The 7,527-nt window shown below is 66.9% G+C and carries 11 protein-coding genes; 8 read left to right on the top strand and 3 right to left on the bottom strand.

Annotation, left to right across the window (positions count from 1 at the left end; translation table 11 throughout):
- Nucleotides 1–17 precede the first annotated feature (17 nt).
- From ON26_RS23750 to ON26_RS23745, 3 genes are all read left to right on the top strand, one after another.
- Complete coding sequence (locus tag ON26_RS23750; protein WP_040798719.1) at nt 18–230, top strand: MbtH family protein; 213 nt, start codon at nt 18–20, stop codon at nt 228–230.
- A gap of 77 nt (nt 231–307) precedes the next feature.
- Nucleotides 308–430, top strand: a complete 123-nt coding sequence (locus ON26_RS34950) for a hypothetical protein (RefSeq protein WP_281032411.1) — start codon at nt 308–310, stop codon at nt 428–430.
- Nucleotides 427–684, top strand: a complete 258-nt coding sequence (locus tag ON26_RS23745) for a hypothetical protein (RefSeq protein WP_040798718.1) — start codon at nt 427–429, stop codon at nt 682–684. Before ON26_RS34950 ends, ON26_RS23745 begins: the two co-directional genes overlap by 4 nt.
- Before the next feature lie 53 nt (nt 685–737).
- Here the strand turns inward: ON26_RS23745 and ON26_RS23740 are convergent, their stop codons facing one another.
- The gene (locus tag ON26_RS23740; protein ID WP_083884316.1) at nt 738–1,661 is read right to left on the bottom strand and encodes a phosphoribosylanthranilate isomerase; all 924 of its coding nucleotides are present in this window, start codon (nt 1,659–1,661) and stop codon (nt 738–740) included.
- Nucleotides 1,662–2,164: 503 nt separating this feature from the next.
- Here ON26_RS23740 and ON26_RS23735 point away from each other — a divergent pair.
- Nucleotides 2,165–3,325 carry a lytic transglycosylase domain-containing protein gene (locus tag ON26_RS23735; protein WP_245546012.1) on the top strand — a complete coding sequence of 387 codons (1,161 nt, stop codon included), beginning with the start codon at nt 2,165–2,167 and terminating at the stop codon, nt 3,323–3,325.
- A gap of 67 nt (nt 3,326–3,392) precedes the next feature.
- Here ON26_RS23735 and ON26_RS23730 read toward each other — a convergent pair whose 3' ends face one another.
- Nucleotides 3,393–3,842, bottom strand: coding sequence for an SRPBCC family protein (locus ON26_RS23730; RefSeq protein ID WP_040798930.1), 450 nt, complete (start codon nt 3,840–3,842; stop codon nt 3,393–3,395).
- Between the two features lie 5 nt (nt 3,843–3,847).
- Nucleotides 3,848–4,756 (bottom strand): oxygenase MpaB family protein, encoded by a 909-nt coding sequence (locus tag ON26_RS23725; protein WP_040798716.1) that lies wholly within the window; start codon nt 4,754–4,756, stop codon nt 3,848–3,850.
- A gap of 324 nt (nt 4,757–5,080) precedes the next feature.
- Here ON26_RS23725 and ON26_RS23720 point away from each other — a divergent pair, with 324 nt between their 5' ends.
- The 4 genes from ON26_RS23720 to ON26_RS23705 all read left to right on the top strand — a co-directional run bounded on the left by ON26_RS23720 (nt 5,081) and on the right by ON26_RS23705 (nt 7,522).
- Nucleotides 5,081–5,305 carry a hypothetical protein gene (locus ON26_RS23720; protein WP_040798714.1) on the top strand — a complete coding sequence of 75 codons (225 nt, stop codon included), beginning with the start codon at nt 5,081–5,083 and terminating at the stop codon, nt 5,303–5,305.
- On the top strand, nt 5,302–5,490 hold the full coding sequence (locus ON26_RS23715; RefSeq protein ID WP_040798712.1) for a hypothetical protein: 189 nt from the start codon (nt 5,302–5,304) through the stop codon (nt 5,488–5,490). The genes ON26_RS23720 and ON26_RS23715 overlap by 4 nt, the downstream gene beginning before the upstream one ends.
- A gap of 312 nt (nt 5,491–5,802) precedes the next feature.
- A complete protein-coding gene (locus ON26_RS23710; RefSeq protein WP_040798710.1) occupies nt 5,803–6,657 on the top strand; it encodes an MlaE family ABC transporter permease in 855 nt (284 codons plus the stop codon).
- Nucleotide 6,658: 1 nt separating this feature from the next.
- Nucleotides 6,659–7,522: an ABC transporter permease gene (locus ON26_RS23705; RefSeq protein ID WP_040798708.1), complete on the top strand. Its 864-nt coding sequence runs from the start codon at nt 6,659–6,661 to the stop codon at nt 7,520–7,522.
- The last annotated feature ends 5 nt before the right edge of the window (nt 7,523–7,527 follow it).

Below are 7,527 nucleotides of genomic sequence, written 5' to 3'. Positions count from 1 at the left end.
CTCCGAAAGGCGCCCCCATGAGCAACCCCTTCGACGACGACACCGCCGAGTTCTACGTCCTGATCAACGACGAAGGCCAGCACTCGCTGTGGCCGATCTTCGCCGCCGTCCCCACCGGCTGGCAGATCGCCCACGGCGCCGCCTCCCGCGAATCCTGCCTCGACTACGTCGAAAACCATTGGCTCGACTTGCGACCCAACTCCCTCGTCGCCGCCACCCAGGGCACATAGCCCTCCGGTCGTTCGGCGATGCGCGACATGCGGTACCCGACACGAAACTGCGCCCCAGCGGTTTTCGTGTCGGGGGGATGCGCGTCGTACGGTCCACACTGGCCGATCATCTACCGCACCTGCGCCTGATCCTCGACGACCTGACCACCGTCGGCCTGCCCACCCTCCGGTCCCGCCCCGCACACCCCCGGCGCGGTTGACGTTCGTCCTGCACAAGATCACGGCAGGCAATCCCCACCTCGGCGCAGGCCTGACACCCTGGCTGCCCGACCCGCAGAATCTGCTGGGCACGCCCGGCGGTCTGGCTGACCTGCAGGCACTGGTGACGTACATCTTCCTTGTGGGCGAGACCGGCGAAGACGATCTGGACCCACCCGATCCGGCACAGTTGCTGACCTGGTCGCAGCGACTGTTCACCGCCACGAGCCTCGACGAGGTCTTCACCGCCTCCTGACAGTCAGAGGGGCCGGTCTCCCAGTCCGATTTCGACCGGCCACGCGTCAGCCGTCAGCCCGGACGCTCCGTCTCGGCCGGATCCGCCGACAGGCGGCCGGTAGCCCGATGAGCCATCGCGACGAACGCCGCGCACGCCGCCGCATCCTTCTCACCACCGGCTGCCTCGACCCCGCTGTTGACGTCGACGGCGTGCGGCCCGACCGCCGTGATGGCTTCGGCGACATCGGCCGGGGCGAGCCCGCCCGCGAGAACGACCGGACAACCGGAGCCGTCCAGCGCGCGCACGATTTCCGCGCTGATCGACCAGTCGTGGGTCCTGCCGGTGCCGCCCAGGCGATCGTCGGTGCGCGAATCGAGAACGAGGCCATCACAATCAGCGGCCGCACGCAGTGCGCGATCGATTGCTTCCGGCCCGGTCACATGCACCGCCCGCAACACCTTTCGCCCACCGGCCATCGCACGCACCCGCCGGACGGTCTCCTCGGTGACCAATCCGTGCACTTGGATGGCGTCGACTCCGATGTGATCGGCCAGTTCGATGATCGACGAGGCATCCTCGAGGTGAGTGACGAGAACCCTGGTCACGAAGGGCGGTGTGCGTTTCGACAGTTCCGCCGCACGATCCGGGGGCAACGCGTCTTCGCTGAAATGCGTGACGCCACTGATGAATCCGACGGCTTCCGCCCCGGCATCCACCGCAATTCGCAGGTCTGCTCCGGTTCGGATTCCGCAGATCTTCGCGCGTATCGACACGGTGTCGACCGTAACCGACCGACCACCGCGATCGTGGGCTACCGGCGCCGCTGCTGCCGCGGATACGGGCTCGGCTCGCGCTCGTCCTGAGCTGGAATCTCGCCGGCGCCGGCGGACGAGGTAGCCGATTCCCCACAAGGTCGCGCAGGCAGGCGCCGTGACCGGCTGGCTTCGCCGCGTCACGCGTGCGCGCGAAGTACACCGACGCTTACGTCTCGTCATTGCCGCAGGGGCCGGTCGAGGTTGATGCTGATGTGCGCTCGAGTCGGAGGAGCATCGTCCGGTCGAGGGTGCGCACCGGGGGTCGGCGGCGGCTGCTCGATCGTGGGTGAGCGAGCTGAGCGCGGGGGGTCGGCGATGCGATCTGCACTGGATGTGACCGCACTGATAGCCTCCCTGCGCGCGGCGGTCCTGGATCACCTCACCCGGGTTCCGGCTGGCAGCGGCATCGCCGACCGGGTCTCGGCAGCTGCCGATAAGTGATTGACTATTCCGCTGGATTCACAGCTTTTGTGATCGCCGTCTCTACGGTATGTTAACTACTGTTCTCAGATAGTTACTGCGGCTGGAGGATGTCGAGCGCATCCCGAAGCCGGTGGACGTCGTTGTCCCGGCTGTGGTGCCCGCCTGCGCGGGTGTCTTTCGCGTGGGCACGACAGGCCGGGGGTCGTATGCGAAGATCTGCTCCACTCACCGCGTCGGCGTTGTTGACGGCGGGACTGCTCATGTCGGGCTCCGAGGCGCTCGGGGCGGACTCGGCCGGGGCGAAGCCCGATCTGTCCGCCCTGCCCGAACCGGGAGCGGGCAGCACCGTGGGGCTGCTCTCCGTCGCCGCGGGCAGCCCGCGCTCGCTGCGCAGCGTCACCGCGCCTGCCGATGGCGCACTGGGCGCCGGTCAGGTGACGCTGCGGGAGATCTCGCTGCCGAATACCGGGGGGTTGCTCGGCATTCCGGAGATCGTGCTGGCGGCGTATCGCAATGCCGAACTGGCGCTGGAGTCCTCGATGCCCGGCTGCGGTCTGCGGTGGCATCTGCTCGCCGGGATCGGGCGCATCGAATCCGCGCATGCGGACAACGGGCGCACCGACGCGGCGGGGACGGCGGTTTCTCCCATCCTGGGGCCGGCCCTGGACGGGACGCTGCCGGGCAACGAGATCATCGCGGCCGCCGGCGGCGGATATGTGCGGGCGCTCGGCCCGATGCAGTTCCTGCCCTCGACGTGGTCGCAGTACGCCGCCGACGGCAACGGCGACGGGGTCTCCGACCCGCAGAACGTCTTCGACTCCGCGCTGGCCGCGGGCAAGTACTTGTGTTCGGGCGGGATGAATCTCGCCGATCCCCAGCAAGAGGTGCGCGCTGTCCTGCGCTACAACAACTCGTCGTCCTATGCCGCCGACGTGCTGAGCTGGTCGGCGGCCTACCGCAGCGGCGGCGCGCCCCGGCCGGTCACGGTCGCCCCCGGTCTCGTCCCGCCGTCGACCGTCACCTCGCCGTCGCGCCCGGGCGGCAGCGGCGTCGATGTGCTGGCCTCCGCACCGGGGGCGCGCCCGCTGCGCCTGCAGCCGATGGCGCCCACCGCCGTTCCCGACCCGTCGCCGCCGGTCCTGGTGAATCTGCCCGGCATCGGCGCGGTGTCGTGCGGACTGCTGTGCGACACCCCGGGCACCCCGCACGCGCCGAAGGCGCTGCCCGCACCCGTGCCCGCGTCTCCGAAGTCGCCACCCGCCCCGCGGGCAGGCGCGCCGTTGCAGGCCGCGCCTGCCGCGCCGTCGGGTGGCGGCGCGCAATTGCAGCCCGCCCCGGCGGCGCCGGCACCCGCTCCGAGCGGTCCGAGCATCGAACTGCCGCTGGGCATTTCGATTCCGCTGCCCGCCCCGCCGACCTGATCCCCCGACCGCGATCGCGAAGCCCTCGCCGGAAGACGAGGGCTTCGAGGTTCCGGCGCGCAAGCGGTCAGTACCTGGTCTGGCGCAGTTCCTTCTCGCAGGTGTCGAGGGTGAAGCGGAAGCCGCTCGCGATCACAGGCACCATGATCAGGGTGCACAGGTCCGAGGCGAACGGGGACTTCACCTCGAAACGGGAGTACCAGCGCACATGGGTGCCCCCGGGCACCTCCTCGAACCGCATGTAGCCCTCGTCGTGGCGCAGCGGCGGCGCCGAGCGCGGAATGTAGTAGCGCATGTACGTGGGCCGGTCGAACTCGAGGATCTCCTCGGTCATATGGAACAGCAGCGCGTTGACGATCCGGATGGCGCCGACGCCGTGGCCGTGGGTGTCGCCGGGGCGGACGAGGGTGACGCGACGAACCGCCGGAACCCGGTGATAATTCGTCGCATCGGTCATCCAGTCGAATACCTCGCCGATCGGCGCTGCGATCGTTCGGTGCATGTCCACGACGCGCATGCGGTTCACACTAGATACTTGCGCCGCCGCCTGCGGAGTTTCAGGTCACCCATCAGTGCGTAACTTCCGGCGTGCCGGATGAAGCGGGGGATGAAGCGGTTGACGAAGCCGACGAACATGAAAAGGTGCTCGAAGCGGCGCTGGTCGGTCGAACTCCATTCCAGCCGCATCTGCTCGCGGAAATAGGGCGCGAGGAAACCGATGGTGAGGAAACGCAGCAGGCCGCCGAACAATACGCGCAACGGCCAGGCGATCATCTTCAGATCGAGCAGATCGTTGATGTAGGCGAGCACGTACTCGTCGAGAACGGCCTGCTCGCAGGCCTTGTTCCAGTAGACGTCGAAGTCGGCGCGGGTGGCGGGCCACATCTCCTCGGTCACCTGCAGGGTGGTGCCCAGCGTCGAGGCGGTCGAGTAGAACTGTTCGGCCTGCTCGTCGCTCATCTTGCCCGACAGCATCTGGTAAGTGTCCTCGTAGCCGATGTAGAGGCAGGCGGCTACCCACAGTTGCAGGTCGCGATCGAAGGCGTTGTATTTGACGGGCGCGCCCGGCTCCGAGCGCACGTGCCGGTGCACGGCGTTCACCGCTTCCCGGTAGGCCTGCCGCTCCTCGTCGGTGCCGAGGATGGCGACCTGGAGGTAGGTCGCGGTGGTGCGTGCGCGCTTCCACGGGTGCTTCATCAGCGAACCCGACTCGACCTTGCTTTCGACCACGCCGTAGCCGACGCCGGGGCGTGCCATCTGCATCGCGACGTTGGCGGCTGCGCCGGCGAATGCCCAGAAGTCCAGTGCGTCGGACAGTTTGAGCGGCTTCTTGCTCGGCGGCCGGTGCTCGGTCGGAATGTGAATGCGGGTTTGTTCCTTGGTCAGCGGTGCGGGTTCGTGCCGGTAATCGTCCCTGGCTACGGCGGTCATGGGAGTCCTTCCCTCCTCGTCCACGCGATCCGGGGTGCGCCGTGGCCCGACTCGTCGGGTGATGCGGCACTGCACCCCGCTCCACGATGCTATGTTACTGACCATTCTTCGTGGACGGAACAGGGTGGGCAAGAATATTTGGTAACTTCTTTCGGGGCCGCCCTGACCGTGCTGACCACGGGAAATGGTGGTACGCCGAAGGCTGGTTCCGTCGAAGTCCTTCCGTAACACTGTGAATCATGAGTAACATACGGCGCGGGCGCCTCGGCCGGCCGCGCGAGCGGGTGATGCTTCCGGCCGGAGCGAAGGAAAGGAAGCACTTCAGTGTTGAAGAAACTGGATCGAATATTCAGTTATGAGATGAAGGTGTCGGAGTTCCTCGGGACGCTGATCATCCTCGCGATCCCGTACGGCTTGGTCGGCGTCGTCTGGACCCTGACGCACACCTCGCACCTACGCGAGATGCACGGCATCGACGTGATCGTCTCGTTCCTCGGCTCCATCGTCTGCTGGCCGGTGCTCATCTTCGCGAATGTGACGATGACATGATGATCCTGGTCTGGCTCATCGACATCCTGGTCTCCGGCATCAGGATCCTGGGCGGGGGTATCAGGGTCAATCCCGTACTGCGCTTCGGATTGTGGGTCGCCGTGCTGGCGACCGCGGTCGCGGGTGTCGCGGCGCTCGGGGCGGGGCTGTACTTCTTGCAGCAGTATCTGAGCAACCCGGCCTGAGCTGTTTCCCCCACCTCCGGAACGGCGGCCTAATTTACATGAACTTACTCCGATAAAGATCCATACGGAAATGGCATGACCGCTTGGTGCTCGCGCAGCCCTGAAATGCGGTGACTCTGTTCGAGTTGTCACCGATCGAGGTTTGCGAGGCCTACGAACCGGTCGGCGCATTCCGGAGAATGGCTATTCACTTACGGCTTGTGATGCGCATCTCCGTCATGGGAGACTGCACACGCTCCGCGCACTCGTAGGGAAGGCCGCCCGCGGTCGGCGAGACAAGCGGCGAAAAGCCCAGAAAGGAACTCGGGCAGCGTGACAACCACCGAAAGCCCATCGGCGAGCACGGATCTCGAACGTGCCGTCGAGGATCTGAAGGGACTGTGGAAGCGGCATCCGCAGCAGTCCCTGGAAACGCTCGGCCGGCAGGTCAGCCTGGGCCGGGCCGCGGTGATCGAGCTGTTCCGCTCGATGGTCGCCCGGCGGTTCCCGTACCGGGAGTTCATCAAGCAGTGCGCGTTCATGTCCAACGTCTCTGCCGCGCCGACGGTCTTCGTGGCGATCCCGATCGCGGTGGTGGTCTCGATCCAGATCGGCGCGCTGGTCAACCAGGTCGGCGCCACCACCTTCATCGGCGCGGTCGCGGGCCTTGGCATCATCCGCCAGGGCGCCCCGCTGGTCACCTCGCTGATGATCGCGGGTGCGGTCGGCTCGGCCATCTGCGCCGATCTGGGCTCGCGCACCATCCGTGAGGAGATCGACGCCATGCGAGTGATGGGCGTGGATCCGGTGCGCAGGCTGGTCGCGCCGCGGCTGCTGGCCGCGGTGCTGGTGAGCATGCTGCTGTGCGGGTTCGTGGTGTTCGTCGGCTTCGCGACGGCCTATATGTTCAATGTCTACGCCCAGTCCGGGACGCCGGGCTCGTTCATCGGCTCGTTCGCCTCCTTCGCGGTGGCCGACGACCTGATCGTGGCGCTGGTCAAGGCGGCGATCTTCGGTGTGCTGACCGCGATCATCGCCTGCGACATCGGCCTGCACGCCAAGGGCGGTCCGGGCGGCGTCGCCAACGCGGTGAACTCCGCGGTGGTGACCTCGGCGCTGATGCTGTTCGCCACCAACATCATTCTGACCCAGCTGTACAACACGCTCTTCCCGACGAAGGTGGTCTGAGGTGGGGACGAAGTACACCCCGCCCGCGCTGAAGCCGGTGCGGATCGCGAGCAACGCGCTGGCCGCGCCGTACCGGGCGAATCAGCGGCTCGGGCACCAGGCGATCACGTTCTTCCAGACGCTCGGCGCGATTCCGTTCGTGCTCGAGCACTATCGCAAGGAAGTCCTGCGGCTGACCGCCGATATCGGCTGGGGCAACGGCTCGCTGGTCGTCGGCGGCGGCACCATCGGCGTGGTCGTCATCCTCTGCGCGTTCGGCGGGATCACCGTCGGCATGGAGTCGTTCAACGCGCTGAACCTGCTCACCATGGGCCCGCTGACCGGCGCCATCTCCGGCTTCGCGACCACGCGCGAGCTGGCCCCGATCCTGGCGACGCTGGCCTTCGCCATCCAGGCCGGCTGCCGGTTCACCGCTCAGCTCGGCTCGATGCGCATCTCCGAGGAGATCGACGCGCTGGAGTCCATCGCGATCCGCCCGCTGCCGTATCTGATCAGCACCAGGATGATCGCCTCCACGCTCACCATCATCCCGCTCTACACCATCGGCCTGGCCACCGCGTATCTGGCGACCAAGCTGTCGGTGCTGTTCCTGGGCGGCACCTCGGCGGGCACCTACGACCACTACTTCTTCCAGTTCCTCATCGGCACCGATGTGTACTTCTCGCTGCTCAAAGTCGTGGTCTTCGTGCTGCTGGCGACCTTCATCCAGTGCTACTACGGCTATGTCGCCTCCGGCGGCCCCGAAGGCGTCGGGGTCGCGGCGGGCAAGGCGATCAAGATGGTCATCGTCGTGATGGTCTTCGCGAATCTGTTCCTGACACTGGCTATCTGGGGTATCGACCCAGGCTTCCGGATCTCGGGATAGGGGAA

Origin of the sequence: Nocardia higoensis NBRC 100133 (assembly GCF_000308595.1) — a bacterium.
GTDB lineage: Bacteria > Actinomycetota > Actinomycetes > Mycobacteriales > Mycobacteriaceae > Nocardia > Nocardia higoensis.
Note: the sequence above shows the minus strand (reverse complement) of the source record. Positions and strands in the feature narration are given on the sequence as shown.